We start from the raw sequence: 23183 nt of genomic DNA on the forward strand, positions 1-23183 counted from the left end.
GACCGAAGACCCAGTGGGGTCAAGACGACGAAACGCCCCGCCATGTGTTTAGAACAGCCCCTCGACATTGCCATCCGCGTTCAGGCGGATCACCTCGGCGCTTGGCACGCGCGGCAGGCCCGGCATGGTCATGATCTCACCGCAGATCACCACGATAAAGCCCGCACCCGCCGACAACCGCACCTCACGCACCGGCACCGAATGGCCGGTCGGTGCGCCGCGCAGGTTGGGATCGGTGCTGAAGGAATATTGCGTTTTCGCCATGCAGATGGGGAAATGCCCATAACCCGCATCTTCCCACGCCTTCAGTTGCGCGCGGATCGACTTGTCGGCCAGCACCTCATCGGCGTGATAAATCCGCTTGGCGATGGTTTCGACCTTCTGCATCAACGGCATGTCATCGGGATAGAGCGGGGCGAAATTGGACGCGCCGCTTTCGGCCAGTTGCACAACCTTTTTCGCCAGATCCTCAATCCCGGCAGAGCCTTGCGCCCAATGCTTGCACAGCACCGCCTCAGAGCCTTGGGATTTCACATAATCCTTCACCGCCTGCACTTCCGCTTCGGTGTCCGAGACGAAATGGTTGATCGCAACCACCACCGGCACGCCAAAGCTTTTCAGGTTGCCGATGTGGCGGCCAAGGTTCGGGCAACCCTTTTTCACCGCATCCACGTTTTCCGCGCCCAGATCGGCCTTGGCCACGCCGCCGTTCATCTTCATCGCGCGCACGGTGGCCACCAGCACCACCGCATCGGGGGCCAAGCCCGCCTTGCGGCATTTGATGTTCATGAACTTCTCGGCCCCCAGATCGGCGCCAAAGCCTGCCTCTGTCACCACATAGTCACCCAGTTTCAACGCGGTCTTGGTCGCGATGACCGAGTTGCAACCATGTGCGATATTGGCAAAGGGGCCGCCATGCACGAAGGCCGGGTTGTTTTCCAACGTCTGCACAAGGTTCGGCTGCATCGCGTCTTTCAGCAGCACGGTCATCGCGCCGTCGGCCTTGATATCACGGCAATAGATCGGGGATTTGTCGCGGCGGTAGGCCACCACGATATCGCCCAGACGCTTTTGCAAATCGGCCAGATCGTTGGACAGGCACAAAATCGCCATCACTTCCGAGGCGACCGTAATATCAAACCCGGTTTGGCGCGGGAAGCCGTTGGACACGCCACCAAGCGAGGTGACAACATCGCGCAGCGCGCGGTCGTTCATATCCATCACCCGGCGCCAGACCACGCGACGCTCGTCAATCGCCAGTTCATTGCCCCAATAGATATGGTTGTCGATCATCGCCGACAAAAGGTTATGCGCCGAGGTGATGGCATGGAAATCGCCGGTGAAATGCAGGTTCATTTCTTCCATCGGCACCACCTGTGCCATACCGCCCCCTGCGGCGCCGCCCTTCATGCCGAAGTTCGGGCCAAGGCTGGCCTCACGGATACAGACGACCGCTTTCTTGCCAATCCGGTTCAACCCATCGCCCAGACCCACGGTGGTGGTGGTCTTGCCTTCGCCTGCAGGGGTCGGGTTGATCGCCGTCACCAGCACCAGCTTGCCGTTCTTGCGGTCGGCAAGCGAGGCGATGAACTCTTGGCTCACCTTGGCCTTGTCATGGCCGTAAGGCAGCAAATGCTCGGACGGGATGCCCAGCTTTTCGCCAATCTCCATGATCGGCCGCTTCTTGGCTTCCCGTGCAATTTCGATATCGGTCTTGAACGCCATTTTCTGTTGCTCCCTGCATGACAGCGCCCTGATCGGGCTTTGAGATTGGTGTAGCCAGTCCATTTGCGGCAAGAAAGGGCGTTTCCGACGCATCCCGCACCAAATTCGCCAGCCTCGGTTTCCGATAGGAGAATTCATCGCAGGATCGGGAAAAACGGGGCCGTGGGGCCGGGAATATACCAAGGGTTTTAGCGGCCCGCCTGAATCGGGCGCGGCGTTAAGGGAACGGAAAGCCCTTTGGCCGCGTTATATCCCCAAGCAACCTGGGAGAGTCTGATGTCCAAACATCCTGTCGCCATCGTTTTCAATGCCGCCTTGGGCTTTGGCCTGCTGCTATCGGCGGGGGTCTTGTCCCTGCTGTAACCCGCGCCAGCCGCGCTGGTCGGGAATGTGCAAGGTCACGCTGTCGCCCAGCCGCAGCAGGCCTTCGCGCTCTACCCAAGCTGTCACCCCGCGCCGCCCCTTGCCCGCCGGTTTGAACGCCGCCCCTTTGCCCGGATGCATCGCCTCGATCGGTTTGGCGGGCAGAACGCAGGGGCGGTTTTCCATATCTACCACCAGCGTCGCCCCGCTTGGCGCTTGCAGCCGCGATGACGGCGGCAGATGCGTGAAATCGGGGATGCCCGCAATCACCATGGTCGCGCCCATCAGGGCCGGGTCAAGGGTTTCCACCCCCATGTCGGCGGCAATCGCGGCCAGTTCCGCCGCGCAGAGAATCGCAAATTGCCGGGTGTTGCGAATGGGCGTGCCGCGCGGATATTGCGTCAGCACCCGGCTACAGGATGGGCGGGTCAGCCCGCCATGCGCCTCGCCCTCTGGCCCTGAAAACAGCGCGTTGATCTGGTCCACCGGCGCGCTGGCCAGTTGGGCAGCACGGTCGCGCACCAAGCCCAGCCAGACAATCGTGCCCATAAAGTCGGTTTTCATCAAAGCGGGCATTGCTGGCTACACCTTCACCGTAAAAAATACACGCCGGAACGGCAGCAGCGCCGCCCCATCCGGCAGCAATGGATAGGCCGCGCCCAGTGCCGCGTCATAGGCGTTCAGAAAGGCTGCCGTTTCATCCGTATTCAACCGGTCAAGATAGGGGCGCATCACGGTCGCTTGGGTAAAGGCACGCACCGGATGGCCTTCGCCTTGCGGTTCCAGCCGCTGCACATATTCGCTTTCCCATGCCGTCACCGCGCCCAGGGGGGCCATCATCTCCCAGTATTTCACGGCGGTATGCACCGGCGATTGCGGCACATCGTCAAACCGATCCGCAAAAAGCGAGGCGGCGATATCGCGCAAGAACCGATGCGATGGCGCGCCGGATTGCCGGGGCATCTGCACCGCCAGCATCCCACCCGGCACCAGCATCGCGGCCAATCGCGGCAGCAGCGCCTCATGCCCTGCAACCCAATGCAAGGCGGCGTTGGAAAACAGCAGGGCCACAGGCGCTTTGGGCTGCCAGCGGGTCACATCGCCTTCGATCATATCGCGATAGGCCCCGGTCTTGCGCGCCTCGGCCAGCATCGCGGGTGAGCTGTCCAGCCCGATCAGCGCCCGCCCGGCAAAACGCGCCGCCAAGGCAGGCCCCACCGCCCCGGCACCACAGCACAGGTCGATCAGGTCGCCTTCGGGCAGGTCCGGCACCTGCGCCAAAAGGTCCAGCGCCGGGCGCAACCGCAGGTCGCGAAAGCGGCCATAGCGTTCGGGGTTCCAATCGGTTCCGGTCATCCTCAACCTCTCGTTAAACGTCAACACCGCATTGCGCCTTGGGTCCGGGCAAACCGCCCGCCACTGGCCGATATATCCCGCGCCGCGCGGGGCAAAGCAAACGCTTTCCCGGTGGGCTATGCAAATGCGCGGGGTTTCTCCGATGCGCGCCGCCCCCCAAACGCAAAACGCCGCGAGACAGGCTCGCGGCGTTTTCCTTGGGTCTGGAGAGGCAGGTCAGGCAGAGGGTTCCGGCTCCATCCCGCCTTTGTTGGCTTTGGGCTTGGTCTTAGGGATTGCCACAACCGACGCAGGCTCCCCGCCCGAGGGTTTATCCCCCTCATCATCGCCACCCAGCTTTTCACCGGCCACGACTTTCTTGATCTCATCGCCGGTCAGCGTTTCATATTCCAGAAGGCCCTGCGCCAGCCGCTCAAACTCCTCGGATTTCTCCAGCAGGATTTTGCGGGCCAATTCATAGCCTTCGTCGATCAGGGCTTTCACCTCTTCCTCGATCAGGTTCTTGGTATCGGCAGAAACCGAGAAACCACCGGTTTGCCCCTGATAGCCCTGATGCGCCTCGGAATAGTCGATATTGCCGATCTTGTCCGACATGCCCCAGCGCATCACCATCGCCCGCGCCAAACCGCTGGCCTGCATGATATCGCCCGAGGGGCCGTTGGACACGCCTTCTTCGCCCCATTTGATGATCTCGGCGGCTTTGCCGGCCATCGTCATGGCGATGCGCTGCTTGCACTGATCCTTGTGCATGTTCAGCTGGTCCATTTCCGGCAAGCTCATCACCATGCCCAAGGCGCCACCGCGCGGGATGATCGTGGCCTTGTATACCGGGTCACATTTCGGCAGCGCCATGCCCACAATCGCGTGGCCTGCCTCGTGATAGGCGGTATGTTCTTTCTGCTCGGCGGTCAGCACCATAGAGCGCCGCTCTGCCCCCATCATCACCTTGTCCTTGGCTTGTTCAAAGTCATGCATGGTCACGAAACGGCGGCCTACACGGGCGGCCATCAACGCGGCCTCATTCACAAGGTTGGCAAGGTCCGCACCCGAAAAGCCGGGCGTGCCGCGGGCGATAATGCGCAGATCGACATCAGGGCCAACCGGCACTTTGCGCGCATGCACGTTCAGAATCTTTTCGCGGCCCTTGATATCGGGGTTCGGCACATGGATCTGGCGGTCAAAACGGCCGGGGCGCAGCAGCGCCGGGTCCAGCACGTCCTTGCGGTTGGTGGCGGCGACGATGATCACACCCTCATTCGCCTCAAACCCGTCCATTTCCACCAGAAGCTGGTTCAGCGTCTGCTCCCGCTCGTCATTGCCGCCGCCCATACCGACGCCACGCGCACGGCCCACGGCGTCAATCTCGTCGATGAACACGATGCAGGGGGCGTTTTTCTTGGCCTGCTCGAACATGTCGCGCACGCGGCTTGCGCCTACACCCACGAACATTTCCACAAAGTCAGAGCCGGAAATGGTGAAGAACGGCACGCCCGCCTCACCCGCGATCGCACGGGCCAGCAGGGTTTTACCGGTGCCGGGCGGGCCAACCAGCAAAGCGCCTTTCGGGATTTTGCCGCCAAGACGGCTGAACTTCTGCGGGTTGCGCAGGAATTCCACAATCTCTTCAAGCTCTTCCTTGGCTTCATCAATGCCGGCCACATCGTCAAAGGTCACGCGGCCATTCTTTTCGGTCAACAGCTTGGCCTTGGATTTGCCAAAGCCCATCGCACCACCTTTGCCGCCGCCCTGCATCCGGTTCATGAAGAAAATCCAGATGCCGATCAGCACGAGGAAGGGCAACCACAGGCTTAGCAGGCTGAAAAAGCCCGATTGTTCCTGCGCCTTGGCCACAACGTCCACGTCTTTGGCGATCAGCTTGTCGGTGATTTCCTCGCCCTGCGGCTTGATGACGGAATAATCCTTGCCATCGGTGCCCCGGACCAAAATCATTTCCCCGTCCAGCGTCACGCTGGCAACCTCGCCTGCCTCAACCCGCTCCACAAAGTCGGAATAAGACACCGAGCGTTGCGACATATTCGTCTGCCCGCCGCTGAACAGGTTGAACAAAGCCAGGATCAAGACCAGCAGGATGACCCAGAATGCGATATTTCGTGCATTTCCCACGAAGTTTCTCCTTCACGCGCCGGGCCGGAACGGGCCGCAGCTTTGCGCATAAGATAGCCATAAGTTCCGGGTGTTCAATGCGATAGTATAAAATCAGTGAAAGGCGCGACAATGCGCGCGCTGAAATCCGCCCCATAGCCTGCGATTGGGGCGGCGATCAGGGTGCCATCATACCACACAGCGGGCGAAACCAGCAACGAATCCCGGCTATGCCCGGTGGCCTTCCAATCCTTGCACTGGCGCAACCCGTCCGCCCCCAAGGCCCGCAGCTCTTGGCCCGGTTCAAACGGGCCCTCCACCTGCCAGCGCCCATCCCACAGCGCGCCGGGCGGCGCGACCAGTCCTGCCACCGCGCGGGGTTCGCGCATCACGCGAAAAACCGCATCTGATAGCTTGATCCGGCATCCCGACAAAGTGGTATCCCTACCTTGCGCAATTGCCATCATGGCGCGAAACACGCCCGACCCGCGCGGCGCATAGCCCGCGCCCGAAATCCAGCGCAGCGCCGCGATCAGCACGCGCCGCTGCACCTCGCCACCTTCATGCCGCCACAGCTTGTGGTCAAAGATCACTTCGCCTGCTTCACTGCTACGGCACAGCCTTTTGGCGGCGTCTGCGGTGGCGGCCTGCACTGCGCCTTGCGCCTCCAGGAGGTTGACGATCACGCCATTCAAACGGTCAATGGTAATGCCCAAAGGCTTCAAGGCCCGCAGCGCCCGCCGCGCCTTGACGCGGGTAAAGCGGTCATTGTCATTGCTGGGGTCTTCGATCCACGCCACGCCTTGCCGTGTCAGATATCCCCGCAAATCCGCGCGCGACACCACCAAAAACGGGCGCAAGAACCGAACCGCACCTTCGTCCCAATGCCTGCGCATGCCGACCAGCCCGTCAATCCCGGCCCCACGGGCAAGGCCCATCAGGAATGTCTCGGCCTGATCATCCGCCGTATGGCCCAGCAGAATATGGGAAATGCCTTGCCCCGCCGCCCAATCGGCCATCAGGCCATAGCGGGCTTTGCGCGCGGCTTCCATCAGGTTGCCCGCAACCGCGCCATGCTGCCAGCGCAGCACCGCATGCGGCACGCCCAGCCCGGCGCAAATCTGCGCCACCTGCGCCGCTTCTGCTGCCGACTCGGGGCGCAGCGCGTGATCGACCGTGACGGCCCATAGCGCAAACCCTTCATGCGCCGCCACCGCCGCCATCAGATGCAGCACGGCCATAGAATCAGAACCACCCGAAACCGCAACAGCGACTCGGGTGGGGTTTCGTTCTGTCGATAAGGCGCTTTGCGCAAAATGGGCCAAGACCGCGTCCTGCCCGAATTGCAGCGGCCAGTCGTCGCCTACTGGCACCCCAGCCCCAACGCCGCATTCGCAGCCTCAACCGCCGCCGGATCGCCGGGAAAGCGCACGCCGACCTCTTGCAAGGTCACGCAGGCCTCTGGCCCCTGGCCCAATTCACCCAGCGCCTTGCCCACTTTCATCAGGCTTTCGGCGGCCCGCGCCCCGGTCATATCGCCGGAAAACGCCTCCAGCCATGCCCGCGCCGCTTCGGATGTTTCGCCCAGTTGCGACAGCGCCTCACCGCGATAGAAATGCGCTTCGGCCGTCAGGGGCCCACCCGTATAGGTCTGGGCAAAGGTCGCAAAGAGGTCCGCGGCGCTGCGAAAGTCACCTTGACCGAGCACCTCCTTGGCCCGGTCAAAATCCGCTTGCTCATTGGTTGCCAGAGAGGTGCCGCCGGGAATGACGGGCGGTTGCACAGCGGGCGCCGTGGCCGGTGCCGTGCCCCCCAAGGGCGGGGCCTGGCCCACCTGGCTCAGATCGCCGCCTTCCAGCTCTACCAGACGGAATTCAATGTCATTGACCCGCCGCGTGCCATCCGTGACCACCTGATTAAGCCGGAACTCAAGGCTTTCGGTCTTGGCCGTCAATTGCGCAAGCGCGGCTTCGATCGTGTCGACCCGGTCCAGCAAAGCGCCGCCATAGCCGCCGCTTGCCGGGCCTGTGGTCGACAATTCAGCCCGAAGCCCCTGCACGGCCCCGCCCAGAACCGTCAGTTCCTGCCGAATATCGGCCAGGGTTTGCGCGCGGTCCTGCGCAAACCCTGCCAGCGGCCAGACCGCCAGTATGATTGCTGCCGTAACACCCGCGCGCATCATGGCTTAGCTACCTGCGCCCAGCGACAGAACCGTCACCGCACGGCGGTTGCGGCTATAGCAATCCTCGGTCGAGCAGACCTCTACCGGGCGCTCCTTGCCATAAGACACGGTGCGGATACGGCTTGCGGCAACCCCTTGCGAAATCAGGAAGTTCTGCGCAGCCGAGGCACGGCGCGCGCCGAGTGCAAGGTTATACTGGCGGGTGCCCTGCTCATCGGCATGGCCTTCGATGATCAGCGCGTAATCGCTGTTGGTTTGCAGCCATTGCGCCTGCCCCGTCAGGGTTGCGCGGGCCTCATCGGACAGGGTGCTTTGATCCACGGCAAAGAACACGCGATCCCCCAGCGTCTGCTGGAAATAGGCCACAGAGCGCGGATCATCCGCACCGCCCAGACCCGTGCTGTCAATCCCGCCAGCGCCACCGGCACCCCCGGCCCCGCCAGCGCCACCAGCGCCAAAACGGTCGGGGTTGTTACAGGCCGCAAGGCCCAGCATCGCGATCAACCACATCGCCTTTGGTAGATAAGACATCATTCCGTCCTTTGTTTATTGGCCTGATTACGACCACAGTAACAGGTTTGGACTGCCCTGTGAATCGGGCAATCATCACATAATTTTACGGCAGAAGCGGCGACCACGACGGGTCCGATGCCGCGCCATCGCTGCTGACCGGGCGCAGGTTGCGCCCCGTGATATCCACCGAATACAACGAGGATTGCCCCGCCGCCCCAGCGGTTTCGCGGGTGAACATGATCACGCGACCATTGGGCGACCATGTCGGGCCCTCATCCAAGAACGAGGCGGTCAGCAACCGCTCTTCCGACCCGTCAACCCGCATCACGCCGATGTGGAACCGGCCCTGATGCTGCTTGGTAAAGGCGATCAGATCGCCGCGCGGGCTCCAGACCGGGGTGGAATAGCGGCCCGGACCGTTGGAAATGCGCTGCGGCTCGCCGCCACCTGCCGACATCACATAAATCTGCTGGGTGCCGGACCGGTCGGATTCAAACACGATACGGCTGCCATCCGGGCTGTAATCCGGCGCGGTTTCAATCGAGGGCGCATTGGTCAGCCGCGACAAGGTGCCGGAATTGGTATCCACGGTGTAAAGGTCGCTGTTGCCGCCCTGCTCAAGGCTGAACACCACTGTCCGCCCATCCGGCGCAAAGCGCGGCGCAAAGGTCATGGTGCCGGGCTGGTCGCCCAAGGCGCGGGCCTGCACCGATGCCACATCCATCAGGTAGATCTTCGGAAAGCCCGACTGATACGATGTATACAGGATACGATCCCCCGAAGGCGAAAAGCGCGGGGCCAGCACGATAGAACGGCTGTCGGTCAGATATTGCACATTGGCCCCATCGTAATCCATCACCGCCAAACGCTTGGCCCGCTGGTTCTTTGGCCCGGTTTCCGAAACAAAGACCACACGGCTGTCAAAATAGCCGCCCTCACCGGTGATCCGGCTGTAAACCGCATCGGCCACCTTATGCGCCATGCGCCGCCAGCTTTGCGTGGTGCCGGCAAATTGCAGCCCCTCGCCCATCTGCTGACCCGAGAAAATATCGAACAGGCGGAATTTCACCACGATGCGGTCGCCGCTCGCACTTACTGCGCCCGTGACCAGCGCCTGCGCGTTGATCGCTTTCCAATCGCCGTAAGCCACCGGTGCGTCAAAGCTGCTGATCCGGCCCACATGGGCGCTGGCCGGGATTTCCCGGAACAATCCGGTGCCCGACAGATCCGACGCGATCACCCGCGCAAGGTTCTTGGCATATTCGCCCGCAGCCCCGTTCTCGGCCACGAAATCGGGCACGGCAAAGGGCAAAGGCTCGATCACGCCTTCGACGATTTCAATCCGAAGCGGGCCGTTCTGCGCCACCACCGGGGCTGCAACCAGCCCGCCAAACATCAAGCCAAGCGCAAGCAATAGGCCGAAGGGTCTCTGATAGGTCATTTGATCCTCATTCTCTCCGGGTTGAAGACAAGTTCCAGGTTACGCCACTGATCATATTTGTCAGGGGGAAGTTGGAAGCCATTGGCACCGCACAAGATCACAGCCCGCCGCCCTGCCTCAAAGGCCTGACGCGCGGCACCTTCCGATCCGCCGGTGAATTCCGTCATGGTGATAGAGCCGATATCGGGCTTGCCATCCTGCCCCAGCGCCACCGCAATCGTCACCGTGACTTGCAACGCCTCGGACGACAAAGAGCCGACGTTCCAGCAAGCCTGCACCGCTACACGCAGCGCATCTTTCTCGCCTGCGGTCATCGGCGGGCCGCTGGGGGCGGTCGCGGGGGCCTCGGTCGCGGCACCGCCTGCGGTGGCGGCGGCCACGGCCTCGGCAATCGCATCGCGCGGCACATCCGGGGTGGTGGTGGGCGTTGCGGGCGCGTCAGTCGGCGCCGCCTCGGCCCGGCGCGCAGGGCGCGGTTTCGGGCGGGACGAGGCCGAAGGCGCCAGCGGTTCGGCCTTGTTGGCCTCGGTCGCAAGCTCGGTGCCTGCTTCCTGTTGCGCGGCTTCGGGTTTTTCTTCTTCGACCACAACCGCGTCCGGTGTCGCCTCTGGCGTCACGGCGGGGGCCGGTGTAGGGGCCACAACCGCATCCGGCGCAGGCGCTTCGGTGGGCTGCGGGGCCACACGATCGGCCGGTTTCGGACGCGGGCGCGAACTGACCGTCGGCGCAAGAACCGGCGGCTCATCCACGGCCACAGGTGCGGGGGGCGTGGGGTCTTCGGGCGCTTGCGGCACAGGCTCGGGCGCGGTTTCGACCACATCGGGGGCGGCTTCCGGCGCAGGCTCCGGCTCGGGGCGCGGCGGTGGCGGTTGCGTCACAACCGGCGGCGTTTCGGGCTGCGGGGTCGGTGCCGGGGTTTCCTCGGCCGGGGTCACGGGCGTGGGCGTTGCAATATCGGTTTGCGGGGCCTCCGGTGCCGGGGCCGTGGGCGATGCCGCCTGAATCGCCTCAAACTCGGCGCTCGACAACAACGACACTTCGGTCACTGCAATCTCGGGGGCCTCATCATGGCGGATGAAAAACCCGCCAATCAACGCCCACAGGATCAGGCCGACATGTCCGATGCCTGAAAAGAGAATCCCCTTGTCCATCACGTCAGCCTAGCCGCCCGACGCGCCAAAAGACGGCCCGTCCGTATCGGTTACAAGCCCGATATTGCGGAACCCGCCTGCATTCAGCGCCCCCATCACCTGCGCCACACGGGCATAGGGAATAGTCCCATCGGCGCGCAGGAAAATCTTGTCGCTGGTCCGCTCGGCCGCGACGGCTTGCAATTTCGGGATCAGATCGGCATCCGCCACTTCCTGACTCTGGATCAGCAACCGACCATCGGCGGCCATGGTGATCGTCAGCGGCTCTTCCTGTTCGGTCGGAAGCGCGGTCGCAGCGGTTTTCGGCAATTCGATCGGCACGCCCACGGTCAACATCGGGGCCGCGACCATGAAAATGATCAGCAGCACCAGCATCACGTCGACAAAGGGCGTGACGTTGATCTCGGACATCGCGGCAGATTTGCCCCGCCGCCGCCCGCGCCGCCCGCCGCCCGATTTTTTCATGACCCCTGCGCCCATGGCTCAGGAATCCAACTGGCGCGACAGGATCGTGGCAAATTCATCGGCAAAGGCTTCATAGCCGCCGATGATCCGCTCACTGTCGGAATTCAGCTTGTTGTAAAACACCACCGCCGGAATAGCGGCGATCAGGCCGATCCCGGTGGCCAGCAGCGCCTCGGCAATACCGGGGGCCACAACGGCAAGATTGGTGTTCTGGCTCAGCGCAATCTGTTCAAACGCGTGCTTGATGCCCCAAACGGTGCCGAACAAGCCGATAAACGGCGCGGTGGACCCGGTGGTCGCCAGAAAGGACAAGCCGTTGTTCAACCCTTCGCTTTCCTTGGCAATCGCCACATCCATGCTGCGGTCAATCCGGGCCTGCGCGCCTGCGATCAGCCCACCATCATCACGGTGACTGCGCCGCCATTCCAACATGCCCGCCGCGAAAATCCGTTCGGACGCGCCGCGCGGCTCCGACCCGATCTTTTCGAACAGTTCATCCAGCGGCTCGCCCGACCAGAAGGCCCGGTCAAAAATCGCGGCCTCACGCTTGGCAAGGCGATAGGCGATATGTTTGCGGATGATGATGGCCCATGACCAAAAGGACATGACCAGCAGCATCAGCATCACCAGCTTCACTGTCAGGGTTGCGCGCGCAAAAAGCGCCAGCATCGAGAAATCAATCTCCCGCGCCGCCGCAAGGGTATCCGTTTCCATATCGCCTGCTCTTCTCTTATTGGGCCGTTCTTCGGCCTTGGTTCCGGCAATTCTATCCGTTTTTCAAGGCAAATGCCAATAGAGCATAACGCAAACGCGCGGGAAGCCGCCGTTTGGCCCGGTCACGTCGATGTTATCACCCGCTCAGGACGCGCCGATCTGGTGGCGCAGTGCCTCTGGCAGGCGGGCGGGGCGGCCCTCTGAGGTCAGACAAACCAATGTAACTTGGGCGGTGAACAGCACTTCCTCGCCGCGCAGCACGCATTGCGCCAAGGTCAGGCGCGCGCCGCTGGCGGTTTCAAGAATTGTGCGCACTTGCAATATATCGTCATAAACCGCTGGGCGCAGATAGTCCGCCACCACCCGGCGCACCGCAAAAACCAGCCCCTGCTCGGCCCGAAGCGCCGCCTGATCCACCCCAAGGCCGCGCACCCATTCGCTGCGCGCGCGTTCGATAAATTTCAGGTAATTGGCGTAATACACAATCCCCGCAAGGTCGGTATCTTCGTAATAGACCCGCAGATCAAAGCGATGCATCACAACTGCCCCCTTTTGCCTGCCACAGGGCTAGCGCGCAGAGGGCAACAGGGCAAGCCACAAGCTATCGCCCCAACACGGAAACAATACGTGCCGATCCGCATCATTGACGACGCAACAGCACCTAAAAATTGTCACAAAGTTAGCGATAATCCTCCCTAATTGGGCCGGATTGTTCCTGCATCCTGACCCAATCGAGCAATTAACAAGTGAGTATGACATGAAGAAAATATCTTTGACCCTGGCAACGTCCAGCCTGCTCTTTCAAAACACCGGCGCACGTGCCGATGCCCCAAATCTTGCGGAACTGATGGCAGAGCCGTCCTTTGCGCCCCATCCCGTGCTGGTCGCCATTCTGGCACTGGTGGGCATGGCCTGCCTCGTCCTGATGGCCCGCACCCCGTTTTCTGACATGGGCAAGGGCGGCTGGGCGCTGCCGCGCAAACCCTTCGGAGGGCTGCCGCTGTTCTGGCTGTCCAAACGGACCAGCCTCGCCTTGCTGGCAACCCTTGCTGTCAGCACCTCGATGATCGGCATGGCCTGATCACCTCTGCACAATTCGGGGGCGCGTCTTTCAGGTTTCCGCGCCCCCGTTGATCGCCCCGCATTGCGCGCGCAGGCCTATTGCGCCGCGTGCTGCATCCGGGCCGCCAGACGCAAAGCATGGCTTTTGTCCTGCGCAGCGACAGGCATCACCGGGTCATAGCCCGCCCGGATCAAGGCACCGATCTCAGGCCGCAGCACCACCGTGTCTCCGGCCTTCACCATGGGCGACCGCGCGCGAAACGCCGTATCCGACCACAGCAAAATCACCTGCACCGCCTGGTTCAACGCCAGCACATCCGCCGAAACCGCCTCCAGCTCGGCATCCATCCGCACAAAGACAAAGGCCGCCTTGATCGCACCATCCGCCTCAAAGCGGAAACTGCGGTATTGGTTGGCGCCCGCCGCCTCCAGCCGATGGGTCAGCGCCTCCAGATCGGGGATCATCTCGCCCAAACGCGGCACCGCCCGCAACTCCGCCCAATCCGTCAGGAAAAACACCATAAGGTTCGCACCCAACTCGGGGTCCGTCTCGGCCATCTTGTGACCGGCAAGCGCCACAACCGCCTCCACCGCGCCCTTCACAACAGCCAACGTCGCCTCTGTCACACCAAAGACCACGGGCACGATGGGCCGCGCCCAGCGCGCAAACAAATATTGCCCATCGGCCCGCGTGAACAACGCTTCTACCTCTGCTGGCTCCATTGGTTCCTCCTGTCTGGCCTTGCCCCTCCTACCGCAAGGCTCAGGGCCAGAACAAGCAACTGCTCGCAGATTTCATCTTGGCAAAAATACCTGCCCGCTTTGCCACCCAATCCCACCGCCCGAGTGAACGCCCGTGGCAACGCCGCCGCAGCGGGGGGTCAATCCCCCCCAAGGTGGCTCCCCCGCCCCGGCCAAACGACCGATCCTATTTCACCTCGAATAAATCGCTCTGCCCCGGCGGGCGCGGGGCCTCCAGCCCCAGATGCCGCCAGGCACGGGCGGCCAGCATCCGCCCGCGCGGCGTGCGCTGTATAAGGCCTTGCTGCAACAGATAAGGCTCGATCACTTCCTCCAGCGCATCGCGCGCCTCCGACAGCGCGGCCGAGATGGTTTCCACCCCCACCGGCCCGCCGCCGTAATGCTCGGCCAGCAACATCATATACCGCCGGTCCGCCCCATCGAGGCCCAGATGATCCACCCCCAGCCGCGTCAACGCGCGGTCGGCAATTTCGCGGGTCAAGCGCCCGTCCCCTTCGACCAGCACAAAATCCACCACCCGCCGCAACAAGCGCCCGGCAATCCGGGGCGTGCCGCGCGCGCGCTTGGCAATCTCCCGCGTGCCCTCGGGCTCGGCTTTCACCCCCATCAGCCGCGCCCCGCGCGTGACAATCAGGTCCAGCTCATCCTCGGTGTAAAACACCAACCGCGTCGGAATGCCGAAGCGGTCGCGCAGCGGTGTGGTCAACAACCCCAACCGTGTCGTGGCCCCCACCAGCGTAAAGGGCTGCAAATCTATCCGCACCGTGCGCGCAGCAGGCCCCTCACCGATCACCAGATCCAGCGCGAAATCCTCCATCGCGGGATACAGCACCTCTTCGACCACCGGAGAGAGCCGGTGAATCTCGTCGATGAACAGCACGTCATTGGGTTCCAGATTGGTCAGAATGGCGGCCAGATCGCCCGCCTTGGCCAACACCGGGCCTGAAGTCATGCGAAAGCCTACCCCCAATTCCCGCGCCATGATCTGCGCCAGCGTGGTTTTGCCAAGCCCCGGCGGGCCGTGGAACAGCGTGTGATCCATCGCCTCGCCACGGATTTTGGCGGATTCGATGAAGACCCGCAGATTGGCGCGGGCTTCGGCTTGACCGACAAATTCCTCCAGCACTTGCGGGCGCAAGGCGCGGTCGGCATCTTCGGGCAGGCCTTCGGGGCGCAGCGTGGGATCGGGTTCCATGTCTTATCCCTTTGGGGCCAGCAGTTTCAGCGCGGCCTTGATCAGCGCACCCGTGGCGGCCTCGGGGGCCTCGCCTGCGGCTTGTGCCACCGCTTGCGCGGCATCGCCGTGGCCATAGCCAAGATTGATCAGCGCCGACAGCGCCTCGGCACTGGCCGCCGCACGGCCTGCGGCCCCCTCATCAGGCCTGACAGCCTTCTTCGGTGCCGATGCGACCGGTTCGATCACATCATCTTCAACCGCCCCCGCCGTGCTGGCCGGGTTCGCGCCCATCGCCATGACTGTGGGCGCCTTGGCCTTCAACTCCAACACCACGCGCTGCGCGATCTTGGGGCCGACACCGGGGGCGGCCTGTATCGCCTTGGCATCGCCCAGCGCAATCGCGCGGGCCACGCCTTCCGGCCCCAGCGTGCCCAGAATAGCCATCGCGGCCTTGGCCCCCACGCCTTGCACCGTCACCAGCAGCCGGTGCCATTCCTTTTCCAGCATGGTGGGAAAGCCAAAGAGTTGCAGCAGATCTTCGCGCACCAGCAGTTCGGTGAACAGCGCCACCGCCCCGCCCACGCGCGGCATGGCGGCCAGTGTCCGATCCGACACATGGACGATATAGCCCACGCCGCGCACATCAATCAGCACATGATCCGTGCCGCGATAGTCCAGCCGCCCTGCAATCTTGCCAATCATCCTGCCGCCCTCTGCACTGCGGCCTGCAACCGCCCTGCACTTTGTTGATGATGCGCGTGGCAAATGGCAATCGCCAAAGCATCCGCCGCATCCGGCCCGTTGATCTGCACACCGGGCAAATGGATGCGCACCATGTGATCAATCTGGGCCTTGGCGGCATGGCCCACACCCACCACGCATTTCTTGACCGCGTTCGGGGCATATTCGCCCACGGTCAGCCCAAACTGCGCCGGCACCAACAGCGCAATCCCCCTCGCCTGCCCCAGTTTCAGCGTCGCCACCGCATCCTTGTTCACAAAGGTATTTTCCACCGCAGCCGCATCGGGGGCGTAAAGGCGTAACACCTCGGTCAACTGGCCGTGCAAACTCAGCAACCGCGCGGCGAGATCGCCCACATCACTGCCCGGCGCGGAATGGCAAATGCCATTCGCGACATGGGTCAAACGTGACCCGTCCACGTCGATCACCCCCCAGCCAAGGTTGCGCAACCCCGGATCAATCCCCAACACCCGCATCTCTGCCCCTTTTATTCGTTAAAAATCGAATAGCACGAAAAGGGAACATCCGCCAAGCGCTTTGCGCGCACCTGTCAAGCCCGGCGGATATTGCTGCGCCCGCAGCATATTCGACGCTTCATCACCGAAAACCGACGCTTTTCAGCCCATCCTTAAAAATAAGGCAAAATTGGGGCAAACAGCCATGCAGGAACTGCATCTCAGCCATGCCATTTCTGCGGATTGCTTTGCAGGTGCAGCAGGACTATCTGCCCGGTATCGAAACACTCTGCTGCAAAAATGTGCAGTATGAAAACCTAAGGATTACAGCCATGGCCGCCTATGAGACGACCCGCACGGCGCCGTTCGGCGCTATCGCCACTTACAGCTTCATCCGCTTCGTCAGCAATGTCGCGAACTCCGTGATTGCTTGGAATGACGCGCGTGTGACCCGCAACTCGCTGGGCAAACTGTCGGACCGCGAATTGGATGATATCGGTCTGACCCGCGCAGACATCGCCGATATCGCCAAGATCACCCGCTTCTGACACCCCGCGCCGCAGCGCCCCGCAGTCCGGGGCCTGCCATGGCGCGATGCCTTTGAACATCGGCAGACCAAAGCAAAAGCCGCCCCCGAATTCGGTGGGCGGCTTTCCTGTTTTGTTGGTTGGTTGGTGGGTTGGCAGGTCGGGGGCGGTCAGCCCCGCTTTTGCAGGCTTTTGCGCAGCGTTTCCGATACCCAAAGCGTCACGCGATCAGGGGCCATCAAGGCCGCGCCCAATTTGTCAAACCCCTGCCCCTGCTGCATCTCTGCAACCCGGTTTTCATAGGTCTGCGCGCCGACGAAATAGTGAATAGCGCCTTTCAGCCCAAACCCTGCCATCAACAAAAAGGCCAAGGGCACCAGCAGTTTCAGCCGGTTCTTGCGCTGCGGTTTGCGATAGTAGGACCGGCCCAAGACGCCGACACCTTCAAAGGCGTAACCTTTGGCATGAGCCTCTTTCAACCGGCCCACACGTTCGTAAAAATCTTTTATGTTCGGGTCAAACATCTCTACCATCCAACAATACGCCCCCGTTTGGCCATATAACGCGCGAAATGGGGCATAAGTTGGACAAAACATCGGAAAATGGGCCTTAAATGGCCTTAATTCTGCCTTAATTCACCCGGTTATGTCCGGCGCAGAACCAATGCAGACCATTCGCCCAAATCCTCGCGGGAAACGGAAACAAAGCCCTGCGCGTGATAGGCGGCCTCAATCGACTCAGCTTGCACCACCAACAGGCCCGACAGGATGCACAAACCATCCTGCGCGATGTTGCGGGCCATATCGGGGGCCAGTTCCACCAAGGGGCCTTTGAGGATATTGGCAAAGACCAGATCATAAGGCGCCGCCTCGCGCAGGCGCGGATGGTCGAACCCTGCGGCCTCAAGGCATTCCACCCGCCCGTCCAGCTTGTTAATCTCCATATTGGCGCGGGCCACATCCACCGCAACCTGATCAATATCAGAGGCGATAATCAGCGCTTCGGGCAGAACCCGTGCGGCAGCCAAAGCCAGCACCGCCGTGCCACAGCCAATATCGGCGACACGCGCAGGCGCAAAGCCCTGATCCAGCAAGCGGTCAAAGGCGCGCAGACAGCCAAGCGTTGTGCCGTGATGGCCGGTGCCAAAGGCAACCGTCGCCTCAATCTGCAAGGGGATGCGCGCGGGGTCCGTTGGCACCTTGTCGGCATCATGGCTGCCATAGACAAAAAAGCGCCCCGCCTCTACCGGCGACAATTCGCGCCGCACATGAGCGACCCAATCCACCTCGGGCAATTCCGACACGGCAAAGGGCTTGGCCTCAAAGGCCACGGCCAGCAGTTCCAACGTCACGGCATCCGGGGCCTCAAGGAAATAGGCCCCCACTTCCCACAGCCCGCTATCATCCTCAATCTCGAATACGCCTACGCCTGTCGGCTCCGGCTCCATCCGCTCCATCGCTTCGGCCAGGGCTTCGGCGGCGTCTTGGCCTTCGAGGGTGGTCAGGGCGGTATAGGTGGGCATGGCGGAACCTCAGGGTTAGGATGGCAGCGGCCTAGCCCCCAGCGCGCGCAGCGTCAAGCCGCTTGGCGATGGCCCAAGCCCCGCGCGGCGAAAACCGTCTCATTGCCGATATCGGGATGGCGCGGGATCAACAGCGACAACAGCAGCGACAAAAACGCCATTCCGGCGGCCAGCACAAACACCGCCTCGGGCGAGGCGACCCACAGATAGCCCAACCCCGCTGGCAAGAACACCGCCGCGATATGGTTGATGGTAAAGGCCACCGCCGCCGTGGGCGCAATATCGGCCGGGTCGGCGATCTTCTGGAAATAGGTCTTGATCGCAAAGGCCATCGAGAAAAACAGATGGTTCGCCACATACAGCGCCGCCGCCACATGCCAATCCCATTCAAAGACATAAAGGCAGCCATAGGCGATGAACACCGCCGTCAACCCGGCATATTCCACCACCAGCATCCGCCGTTCACCGAACCGCGCGATCCATTTGCCGATCACCGGCGCGATGACCATGTTAGCAAGGTAATTGATCAGGAACAGCGCAGTCAGCGCATGCACATCCATACCGTAACGCTCCACCATCATGAAGGCGGCAAAGACCACGAAAATCTGCCGCCGCGCGCCAGACATGAACTGCATCAGGTAATACAGCCAATAGCGCCGCCGCAGCACCATCCGCTTGTTCTGCGGATGCGGGGCCTCAAACTGCGGAAAGGCAAGGATGGCAAAAAGCGCGATGGCAATCGTCACCAACCCCGCCGTCAGGAACACCGTGTTATAGGCCAGATCAAACAGCTTCCACGTCAGCACGATCAAACCATACGCCAACAAGGACGCGCCAGAGCCCACCGCCACGATCCAGCCGATCACCTGCGGCGCGCGCTTCTTGTCGATCCATTGCAATTGCAGGCTTTGGTTCACCGTTTCGAAATAGTGAAACCCGATCGACGACAGCAGCGTTACGATCAGCAAGCCGCCGAAACTGGGGAACCATGCCGTTACCGCCGTGGCCACGCCCAGCAACAGCAGCGACACCAGCGCCAGCACCTGTTCCCGCATGACCAGCAAGACCACAAGCACGCCGATGGCCAGAAAACCGGGGATCTCGCGCACCGTATGCAGCCAGCCGATTTCTACCCCGGTGAAGCCCGCCGCCTCGATCACAAAGTTATTCAGCAGCGCCGACCATGTTGCAAAAGAAATCGGCATCGCCGCCGCCATCAGGCACAGCAGAAACACAGGCTGCCGCCAGAACGGCAGGTTGACCGTCTCGGCAAGGGGAAGAAGGCGCAATTTCATATCGCCTGCTTAGTCTGCTTTCCCCAACCGTTCTACTGCGAAATTGTATCGGTGACAGCGCGGGCCACGGGGCCTAGCCATCGGCGCCAATCGGGTGAACCCACACTTCGGCATCGGGTTCATGCGGGGCGCGGGTGCCATCCGTGCTGGCCCCCAACCGCCGCGCCACCGCCTGCGAGCCTGTGTTGGCTTTGTCGATATAGCTGTGCAGCGGCCCCAGCCCCAAAGCGTCACGCGCCCACAGCCGCACCGCCCGCGCGGCCTCGGTGGCAAAGCCTTTGCCCTCGGCCCCCTCAAACAGATGCCACGCCAATTCCACCTGCGGCCAGTTGGAATGTTTCAAAAGGCCCACGCGGCCAACGGCTTGCCCGCTTTTGCGCTCTACCACCATGAAAAAGCCAAAACCGTGCCACTGCCAATGGCCAATACCCGCCAGAAACCCGAACCACGCCTGTTCGGGGCTGACCGTCTCGCCCATCGCCTGCATTGACGGGGCGCTGGTCATGAACCGGGTGAAGGCCGCAAGGTCGCCGCGTTCCGGCCCCCGCAGCAGCAACCGCTCGGTGGTCAACACCGGGGCCGAGGTCAAAGCATCCATGCGTCCCCTTTCCTGCAACCAACGGGCTTGAACCGACAGCTTGCCGGATTTACCGCAACCGGGAAAGCCCCTGTTCCGTCCCTCCCATCTGATCTGAATCAAGGCGCATATATTCAAACATGTCTATCCGTGCCTGAACCGGAGGAATACACATGGACCTGATCCCCCTGATTGACCATATCGGAGAGGCCCCCACCGCCGCCCTGTTCGGCCTGATCACCGGCATGATCTTTGGCGTGGCGGCCCAGCGCTCCAAGTTCTGCCTGCGCGCGGCCACGGTGGAATTTGCCCGCGGGCAAATGGGGCCACGCGTGGCGGTCTGGTTGCTGACCTTTTCCACCGCCCTTGTCTGGGTGCAAGGCGCGCAAACCCTTGGCCTGTTCAACAGCGATGACGCGCGGATGATGGCGGTGGCAGGCTCTTGGTCTGGCGCGGTGATCGGCGGCTTGCTGTTTGGCGCGGGCATGGTGCTGGCGCGCGGCTGTTCGGGGCGCTTGCTGGTGCTGGGGGCCACGGGCAACCTGCGCTCTATCGTCTCCGGCCTCATCTTTGCGGTCGTCGCACAAATGTCGCTGCACGGCATGCTCGCCCCTGCCCGCGATTACCTTGCCCGGCTCTGGGTCACACCGGGGGGGCGCAACGTGGATCTGCTGGCCCTGCTGCACCTGCCCGACATCTCGGGCCTGCTTTTGGGCCTTGCCTTGGCCGCCCTCGCCCTTGTCGTTTCTTACAAAAACAAAATCTCCACCCGCACACTGGTCTTTGCCTCTGGCGTGGGCTTTGCGGTGGCGGTCGGCTGGGTGCTGACCTTCAGCCTCGCACAAGTCGCGTTCGAACCTGTGTCGATCACATCGGCCACCTTCTCCGGCCCCTCGGCCAATACGCTGATGTTCTTCCTCACCCCCAATCCGGTGCTGGAATTTGACGTGGGTCTGGTGCCGGGCGTGGTGATCGGGGCCTTTGCCGCCTCGCTCTGGGGGCGCGAGTTCAAGTTCGAAGGCTTCGACAATGCCGGCAACATGCGCCGCGCCATGATCGGGGCCGTGCTGATGGGCTTTGGCGCGATGCTGGCGGGGGGCTGCGCCATCGGCGCAGGTGTCACCGGCGGCTCCATCTTTGCCGCAACCGCATGGCTGGCGCTGTTTTGCATGTGGATCGGCGCCATGCTCACCGATTTTCTGGTCGATCAAGCAGGCCAAACCGCCGCCGCCCGGCCCAGCGCTTGACTATGCCCTGAAACCCACCGCATCCTGCCCTGAACAACAAGGGGACAGGCATGAAAGTTGTCGTGATGGGCGCGGGCGTAATCGGTGTCACCACCGCCTATTACCTCGCCAAACAAGGGGCCGAGGTGCTGGTGCTGGATCGCCAGCTTGGCCCCGGCCTAGAGACTTCCTACGCCAACGCGGGCGAACTTTCCTACGGCATGACCTCGCCTTGGGCCGCCCCCGGCATCCCCATGAAAGCCGTGAAATGGCTGTTCATGAAACGCCGCCCGCTGTTCATCTGGCCCCTTATCAGCCCGACCATGTGGAAATGGGGCTATGACATGATCCGCAACTGCAACGAGGAAAGCTACCGCATCAACAAAGGCCGCATGGTGCGCATTTCCAACTATTCCCGCGATGTCATGCCCGACCTGATCGCCGAAACCGGCATCGAATATGACGGGCGCGAACAAGGCACGCTGCAACTCTTTCGCACCGCCAAACAGATGAAAGCCTCCAAGGCCGACCAAGACATCCTCGCCGAATATGACAGCCCGTATGAGGTGCTGGGCCGCGACGCCTGCATCGCCGTCGAACCGGCACTGGCCGAGGTGTGCAGCAAATTCGTGGGCGGCCTGCGCCTGACCGCCGACCGCACCGGCGATTGCCGCATCTTCACCACCAAACTCGCCAAAAAATGCGCCGAAATGGGGGTGGAATTTCAATACGGCCAATCCGTGCGCGAGATTGCCGTGGAAAATGGCCGCGTGGTGGGGGTGGATACCGAAATCGCAGGCCGCATCACCGGCGATGCCTATGTCTGCGCGTTGGGCAGCTACGGCCCCCGCGTGCTCAACCCTATCGGCATCCGCTTGCCGGTCTATCCGGTCAAAGGCTACTCGGTCACGCTGCCCGTCATCGATGATGCCTTCGCCCCGCAATCCACCATCATGGACGAAACCCACAAAGTCGCGATCACCCGTCTGGGCGACCGTATCCGCGTCGCAGGCACCGCCGAGATTGCAGGCTATTCCAACCGCTTAGGCCCCCATGCCACCGACACCGTGCGCCATGTGATAAACGACCTGTTCCCCAAAGGCGGCGATCTGTCAAAGGCCGAAGGCTGGACCGGCCTGCGCCCGATGACGCCCGACGGCACCCCCGTTCTGGGCGCGTCGCGCTATCCCAACCTGTTCCTGAACACCGGCCACGGCACTCTGGGCTGGACCATGGCCTGCGGCTCCGGCCGCGCGGTGGCCGATGTGGTCTTGGGCAAACAGCCCGAGATTTCGTTTGATGGGCTGACGGCAGAGCGGTATGCGTGACGTTATCAGGCAAAGCCACCGCGTTTTGCCCCGGTCTTTATATGTTAAAAGGTGATCTATGAACGCGTTTACCGGCGGCTGCCTTTGTGGTGCTGTGCGATTGGTGGCAAACGGGCGGCCCAACCGCGTCGGCCTCTGCCACTGCATGGATTGCCGCAAACATCACGGCAGCCTGTTCCACGCCTCGGCCATCTTTGCTGCCGATGCGGTCACGGTTACGGGTGAAACCCACAGCTATCAAGGCCGCCATTTCTGCCCCACCTGCGGCTCCTCGGTCTTTGGCCGCTCCGGCGAGGAGTTTGAACTCAACCTCGGCGCGTTCGACGCCCCCAACCAACTCCGGCCCAGCTATGAACTCTGGACCATCCGGCGCGAAACATGGCTGCCCGATTTCCCCCTGATGAAACGCTTTGACAAAGACCGCTAAACCAAAGCCGCGACCTCCCATTTCATCTTGGCAAAAATACCTGATCCCCAAGCCACCAGCAGCGCAACGCC

The 23183-nt window shown here is 62.3% G+C and carries 25 protein-coding genes; 5 read left to right on the top strand and 20 right to left on the bottom strand.

Annotated features, from left to right (window positions below; translation table 11 throughout):
- Positions 1 to 48: 48 nt before the first annotated feature.
- From EGN72_RS05590 to ybgC, 12 genes are all read right to left on the bottom strand, one after another.
- Positions 49 to 1725: a formate--tetrahydrofolate ligase gene (locus EGN72_RS05590; protein WP_127045666.1), complete on the bottom strand. Its 1677-nt coding sequence runs from the start codon at positions 1723 to 1725 to the stop codon at positions 49 to 51.
- Positions 1726 to 2058: 333 nt separating this feature from the next.
- A complete protein-coding gene (locus EGN72_RS05595; protein ID WP_127045667.1) occupies positions 2059 to 2664 on the bottom strand; it encodes an MOSC domain-containing protein in 606 nt (201 codons plus the stop codon).
- 6 nt (positions 2665 to 2670) lie between these two features.
- Entirely contained in the window at positions 2671 to 3444 is a 774-nt protein-coding gene (locus tag EGN72_RS05600; RefSeq protein ID WP_127045668.1) for a methyltransferase domain-containing protein, read from the bottom strand.
- 216 nt (positions 3445 to 3660) lie between these two features.
- Positions 3661 to 5568, bottom strand: coding sequence for an ATP-dependent zinc metalloprotease FtsH (gene ftsH / locus EGN72_RS05605; protein ID WP_127045669.1), 1908 nt, complete (start codon positions 5566 to 5568; stop codon positions 3661 to 3663).
- Between the two features lie 74 nt (positions 5569 to 5642).
- Entirely contained in the window at positions 5643 to 6872 is a 1230-nt protein-coding gene (gene tilS, locus EGN72_RS05610; protein WP_255417427.1) for a tRNA lysidine(34) synthetase TilS, read from the bottom strand.
- Positions 6873 to 6910: 38 nt separating this feature from the next.
- The gene (ybgF, locus tag EGN72_RS05615) at positions 6911 to 7726 is read right to left on the bottom strand and encodes a tol-pal system protein YbgF (RefSeq protein WP_127045734.1); all 816 of its coding nucleotides are present in this window, start codon (positions 7724 to 7726) and stop codon (positions 6911 to 6913) included.
- 6 nt (positions 7727 to 7732) lie between these two features.
- The gene (pal, locus tag EGN72_RS05620; protein ID WP_127045671.1) at positions 7733 to 8260 is read right to left on the bottom strand and encodes a peptidoglycan-associated lipoprotein Pal; all 528 of its coding nucleotides are present in this window, start codon (positions 8258 to 8260) and stop codon (positions 7733 to 7735) included.
- An 85-nt stretch (positions 8261 to 8345) separates the two neighbouring features.
- Positions 8346 to 9683, bottom strand: a complete 1338-nt coding sequence (gene tolB, locus EGN72_RS05625; protein ID WP_127045672.1) for a Tol-Pal system beta propeller repeat protein TolB — start codon at positions 9681 to 9683, stop codon at positions 8346 to 8348.
- Positions 9680 to 10834 carry a cell envelope biogenesis protein TolA gene (locus tag EGN72_RS05630; RefSeq protein WP_127045673.1) on the bottom strand — a complete coding sequence of 385 codons (1155 nt, stop codon included), beginning with the start codon at positions 10832 to 10834 and terminating at the stop codon, positions 9680 to 9682. Before EGN72_RS05630 ends, tolB begins: the two co-directional genes overlap by 4 nt.
- Positions 10835 to 10843: 9 nt before the next feature.
- Positions 10844 to 11314, bottom strand: coding sequence for a protein TolR (tolR, locus tag EGN72_RS05635; RefSeq protein ID WP_127045674.1), 471 nt, complete (start codon positions 11312 to 11314; stop codon positions 10844 to 10846).
- A gap of 3 nt (positions 11315 to 11317) precedes the next feature.
- Entirely contained in the window at positions 11318 to 12013 is a 696-nt protein-coding gene (gene tolQ, locus EGN72_RS05640; RefSeq protein ID WP_127045675.1) for a protein TolQ, read from the bottom strand.
- A gap of 144 nt (positions 12014 to 12157) precedes the next feature.
- Positions 12158 to 12553, bottom strand: a complete 396-nt coding sequence (ybgC, locus tag EGN72_RS05645) for a tol-pal system-associated acyl-CoA thioesterase (protein WP_127045676.1) — start codon at positions 12551 to 12553, stop codon at positions 12158 to 12160.
- Positions 12554 to 12785: 232 nt separating this feature from the next.
- On the opposite strand from ybgC, the gene EGN72_RS05650 reads away from it, so the two are divergent.
- Positions 12786 to 13094 carry a hypothetical protein gene (locus tag EGN72_RS05650; protein WP_127045677.1) on the top strand — a complete coding sequence of 103 codons (309 nt, stop codon included), beginning with the start codon at positions 12786 to 12788 and terminating at the stop codon, positions 13092 to 13094.
- Between the two features lie 77 nt (positions 13095 to 13171).
- On the opposite strand, the gene EGN72_RS05655 is transcribed toward EGN72_RS05650, so the two are convergent.
- The 4 genes from EGN72_RS05655 to ruvC form a co-directional block, all read right to left on the bottom strand.
- Positions 13172 to 13798 (bottom strand): hypothetical protein, encoded by a 627-nt coding sequence (locus tag EGN72_RS05655; RefSeq protein ID WP_127045678.1) that lies wholly within the window; start codon positions 13796 to 13798, stop codon positions 13172 to 13174.
- Between the two features lie 205 nt (positions 13799 to 14003).
- On the bottom strand, positions 14004 to 15032 hold the full coding sequence (gene ruvB / locus EGN72_RS05660) for a Holliday junction branch migration DNA helicase RuvB (protein ID WP_127045679.1): 1029 nt from the start codon (positions 15030 to 15032) through the stop codon (positions 14004 to 14006).
- A gap of 3 nt (positions 15033 to 15035) precedes the next feature.
- Positions 15036 to 15716: a Holliday junction branch migration protein RuvA gene (gene ruvA, locus EGN72_RS05665; RefSeq protein WP_127045680.1), complete on the bottom strand. Its 681-nt coding sequence runs from the start codon at positions 15714 to 15716 to the stop codon at positions 15036 to 15038.
- Entirely contained in the window at positions 15713 to 16231 is a 519-nt protein-coding gene (gene ruvC / locus EGN72_RS05670) for a crossover junction endodeoxyribonuclease RuvC (RefSeq protein ID WP_127045681.1), read from the bottom strand. The genes ruvA and ruvC overlap by 4 nt, the downstream gene beginning before the upstream one ends.
- 311 nt (positions 16232 to 16542) lie before the next feature.
- Here ruvC and EGN72_RS05675 point away from each other — a divergent pair, with 311 nt between their 5' ends.
- Positions 16543 to 16758: a DUF1127 domain-containing protein gene (locus tag EGN72_RS05675; RefSeq protein WP_127045682.1), complete on the top strand. Its 216-nt coding sequence runs from the start codon at positions 16543 to 16545 to the stop codon at positions 16756 to 16758.
- Between the two features lie 149 nt (positions 16759 to 16907).
- Here EGN72_RS05675 and EGN72_RS05680 read toward each other — a convergent pair whose 3' ends face one another.
- From EGN72_RS05680 to EGN72_RS05695, 4 genes are all read right to left on the bottom strand, one after another.
- Complete coding sequence (locus EGN72_RS05680) at positions 16908 to 17261, bottom strand: hypothetical protein (RefSeq protein ID WP_127045683.1); 354 nt, start codon at positions 17259 to 17261, stop codon at positions 16908 to 16910.
- Between the two features lie 119 nt (positions 17262 to 17380).
- Positions 17381 to 18259 carry a 50S ribosomal protein L11 methyltransferase gene (locus tag EGN72_RS05685; protein ID WP_127045684.1) on the bottom strand — a complete coding sequence of 293 codons (879 nt, stop codon included), beginning with the start codon at positions 18257 to 18259 and terminating at the stop codon, positions 17381 to 17383.
- A gap of 53 nt (positions 18260 to 18312) precedes the next feature.
- Positions 18313 to 19554 carry an MFS transporter gene (locus tag EGN72_RS05690; protein WP_127045685.1) on the bottom strand — a complete coding sequence of 414 codons (1242 nt, stop codon included), beginning with the start codon at positions 19552 to 19554 and terminating at the stop codon, positions 18313 to 18315.
- 73 nt (positions 19555 to 19627) lie between these two features.
- The gene (locus EGN72_RS05695; protein WP_127045686.1) at positions 19628 to 20152 is read right to left on the bottom strand and encodes a GNAT family N-acetyltransferase; all 525 of its coding nucleotides are present in this window, start codon (positions 20150 to 20152) and stop codon (positions 19628 to 19630) included.
- 152 nt (positions 20153 to 20304) lie between these two features.
- Here EGN72_RS05695 and EGN72_RS05700 point away from each other — a divergent pair, with 152 nt between their 5' ends.
- From EGN72_RS05700 to EGN72_RS05710, 3 genes are read left to right on the top strand one after another with little or no spacing between them, the layout of a single operon-like run.
- Complete coding sequence (locus EGN72_RS05700) at positions 20305 to 21378, top strand: YeeE/YedE family protein (protein WP_127045687.1); 1074 nt, start codon at positions 20305 to 20307, stop codon at positions 21376 to 21378.
- 50 nt (positions 21379 to 21428) lie between these two features.
- Entirely contained in the window at positions 21429 to 22685 is a 1257-nt protein-coding gene (locus EGN72_RS05705; RefSeq protein ID WP_127045688.1) for a D-amino acid dehydrogenase, read from the top strand.
- Between the two features lie 58 nt (positions 22686 to 22743).
- Entirely contained in the window at positions 22744 to 23112 is a 369-nt protein-coding gene (locus tag EGN72_RS05710) for a GFA family protein (protein WP_127045689.1), read from the top strand.
- Positions 23113 to 23183: the final 71 nt, after the last annotated feature.

Source organism: Pseudorhodobacter sp. E13, assembly GCF_003991405.1.
Taxonomy (GTDB): Bacteria; Pseudomonadota; Alphaproteobacteria; order Rhodobacterales; family Rhodobacteraceae; genus Pseudorhodobacter.

Bases quoted from the DNA above. Each gene is read 5' to 3' on its own strand.
- ruvA (WP_127045680.1), bottom strand. From the start codon at position 15,716: ATGATTGGCAAGATTGCAGGGCGGCTGGACTATCGCGGCACGGATCAT.
- EGN72_RS05595 (WP_127045667.1), bottom strand. From the start codon at position 2,664: ATGCCCGCTTTGATGAAAACCGACTTTATGGGCACGATTGTCTGGCTG.
- tolB (WP_127045672.1), bottom strand. From the start codon at position 9,683: ATGACCTATCAGAGACCCTTCGGCCTATTGCTTGCGCTTGGCTTGATG.
- EGN72_RS05590 (WP_127045666.1), bottom strand. From the start codon at position 1,725: ATGGCGTTCAAGACCGATATCGAAATTGCACGGGAAGCCAAGAAGCGG.
- tolQ (WP_127045675.1), bottom strand. From the start codon at position 12,013: ATGGAAACGGATACCCTTGCGGCGGCGCGGGAGATTGATTTCTCGATG.
- EGN72_RS05600 (WP_127045668.1), bottom strand. From the start codon at position 3,444: ATGACCGGAACCGATTGGAACCCCGAACGCTATGGCCGCTTTCGCGAC.
- tolR (WP_127045674.1), bottom strand. From the start codon at position 11,314: ATGGGCGCAGGGGTCATGAAAAAATCGGGCGGCGGGCGGCGCGGGCGG.
- EGN72_RS05695 (WP_127045686.1), bottom strand. From the start codon at position 20,152: ATGGATGCTTTGACCTCGGCCCCGGTGTTGACCACCGAGCGGTTGCTG.
- EGN72_RS05705 (WP_127045688.1), top strand. From the start codon at position 21,429: ATGAAAGTTGTCGTGATGGGCGCGGGCGTAATCGGTGTCACCACCGCC.
- EGN72_RS05690 (WP_127045685.1), bottom strand. From the start codon at position 19,554: ATGAAATTGCGCCTTCTTCCCCTTGCCGAGACGGTCAACCTGCCGTTC.
- EGN72_RS05700 (WP_127045687.1), top strand. From the start codon at position 20,305: ATGGACCTGATCCCCCTGATTGACCATATCGGAGAGGCCCCCACCGCC.
- pal (WP_127045671.1), bottom strand. From the start codon at position 8,260: ATGTCTTATCTACCAAAGGCGATGTGGTTGATCGCGATGCTGGGCCTT.
- EGN72_RS05655 (WP_127045678.1), bottom strand. From the start codon at position 13,798: ATGGAGCCAGCAGAGGTAGAAGCGTTGTTCACGCGGGCCGATGGGCAA.
- ruvC (WP_127045681.1), bottom strand. From the start codon at position 16,231: ATGCGGGTGTTGGGGATTGATCCGGGGTTGCGCAACCTTGGCTGGGGG.
- EGN72_RS05630 (WP_127045673.1), bottom strand. From the start codon at position 10,834: ATGGACAAGGGGATTCTCTTTTCAGGCATCGGACATGTCGGCCTGATC.
- EGN72_RS05680 (WP_127045683.1), bottom strand. From the start codon at position 17,261: ATGTTTGACCCGAACATAAAAGATTTTTACGAACGTGTGGGCCGGTTG.
- ybgF (WP_127045734.1), bottom strand. From the start codon at position 7,726: ATGCGCGCGGGTGTTACGGCAGCAATCATACTGGCGGTCTGGCCGCTG.
- EGN72_RS05675 (WP_127045682.1), top strand. From the start codon at position 16,543: ATGGCCGCCTATGAGACGACCCGCACGGCGCCGTTCGGCGCTATCGCC.
- EGN72_RS05710 (WP_127045689.1), top strand. From the start codon at position 22,744: ATGAACGCGTTTACCGGCGGCTGCCTTTGTGGTGCTGTGCGATTGGTG.
- ruvB (WP_127045679.1), bottom strand. From the start codon at position 15,032: ATGGAACCCGATCCCACGCTGCGCCCCGAAGGCCTGCCCGAAGATGCC.
- EGN72_RS05685 (WP_127045684.1), bottom strand. From the start codon at position 18,259: ATGCCCACCTATACCGCCCTGACCACCCTCGAAGGCCAAGACGCCGCC.